The 1,025-nt window shown below is 53.3% G+C and carries 2 rRNA genes; both read left to right on the top strand.

The window, feature by feature from the left end:
* Window positions 1-709, top strand: a 16S ribosomal RNA gene (locus tag R0J87_RS18280); the annotation flags it as partial.
* Between the two features lie 193 nt (window positions 710-902).
* Window positions 903-1,025: ribosomal RNA gene (locus tag R0J87_RS18285) — 23S ribosomal RNA — on the top strand; the annotation flags it as partial.

Consider the following 1,025-nt stretch of genomic DNA (forward strand, 5'->3'; position numbering starts at 1 on the left):
GGGGGTTTCCGCCCCTTAGTGCTGCAGCTAACGCATTAAGCACTCCGCCTGGGGAGTACGGTCGCAAGACTGAAACTCAAAGGAATTGACGGGGGCCCGCACAAGCGGTGGAGCATGTGGTTTAATTCGAAGCAACGCGAAGAACCTTACCAGGTCTTGACATCCTCTGACAACCCTAGAGATAGGGCTTTCCCTTCGGGGACAGAGTGACAGGTGGTGCATGGTTGTCGTCAGCTCGTGTCGTGAGATGTTGGGTTAAGTCCCGCAACGAGCGCAACCCTTGATCTTAGTTGCCAGCATTCAGTTGGGCACTCTAAGGTGACTGCCGGTGACAAACCGGAGGAAGGTGGGGATGACGTCAAATCATCATGCCCCTTATGACCTGGGCTACACACGTGCTACAATGGACGGTACAAAGGGCTGCAAACCCGCGAGGGGGAGCCAATCCCAGAAAACCGTTCTCAGTTCGGATTGCAGGCTGCAACTCGCCTGCATGAAGCCGGAATCGCTAGTAATCGCGGATCAGCATGCCGCGGTGAATACGTTCCCGGGCCTTGTACACACCGCCCGTCACACCACGAGAGTTTGTAACACCCGAAGTCGGTGGGGTAACCCTTACGGGAGCCAGCCGCCGAAGGTGGGACAGATGATTGGGGTGAAGTCGTAACAAGGTAGCCGTATCGGAAGGTGCGGCTGGATCACCTCCTTTCTAAGGAACATATCGGAACCGATTCTGACGAATCGGGTTGACGTTTTGCGTTCAGTTTTGAAGGTTCACTCCGCAAGGATTGACTTTCAAACTTGTTCTTTGAAAACTGGATAGATCGACATTGATTAAGAAACAAGCATCATCAAGTAGTGCGATCGCGCAAGCGATCAACTTATTTTTTTGACCATTCAGTGGTTAAGTTAATAAGGGCGCACGGTGGATGCCTTGGCACTAGGAGCCGAAGAAGGACGGCACTAACACCGATATCCCTCGGGGAGCTGTAAGTGAGCTGTGATCCGGGGATTTCCGAATGGGG

It is taken from the genome of Halomonas sp. SIMBA_159, from assembly GCF_046536035.1.
GTDB lineage: Bacteria > Pseudomonadota > Gammaproteobacteria > Pseudomonadales > Halomonadaceae > Vreelandella > Vreelandella venusta_A.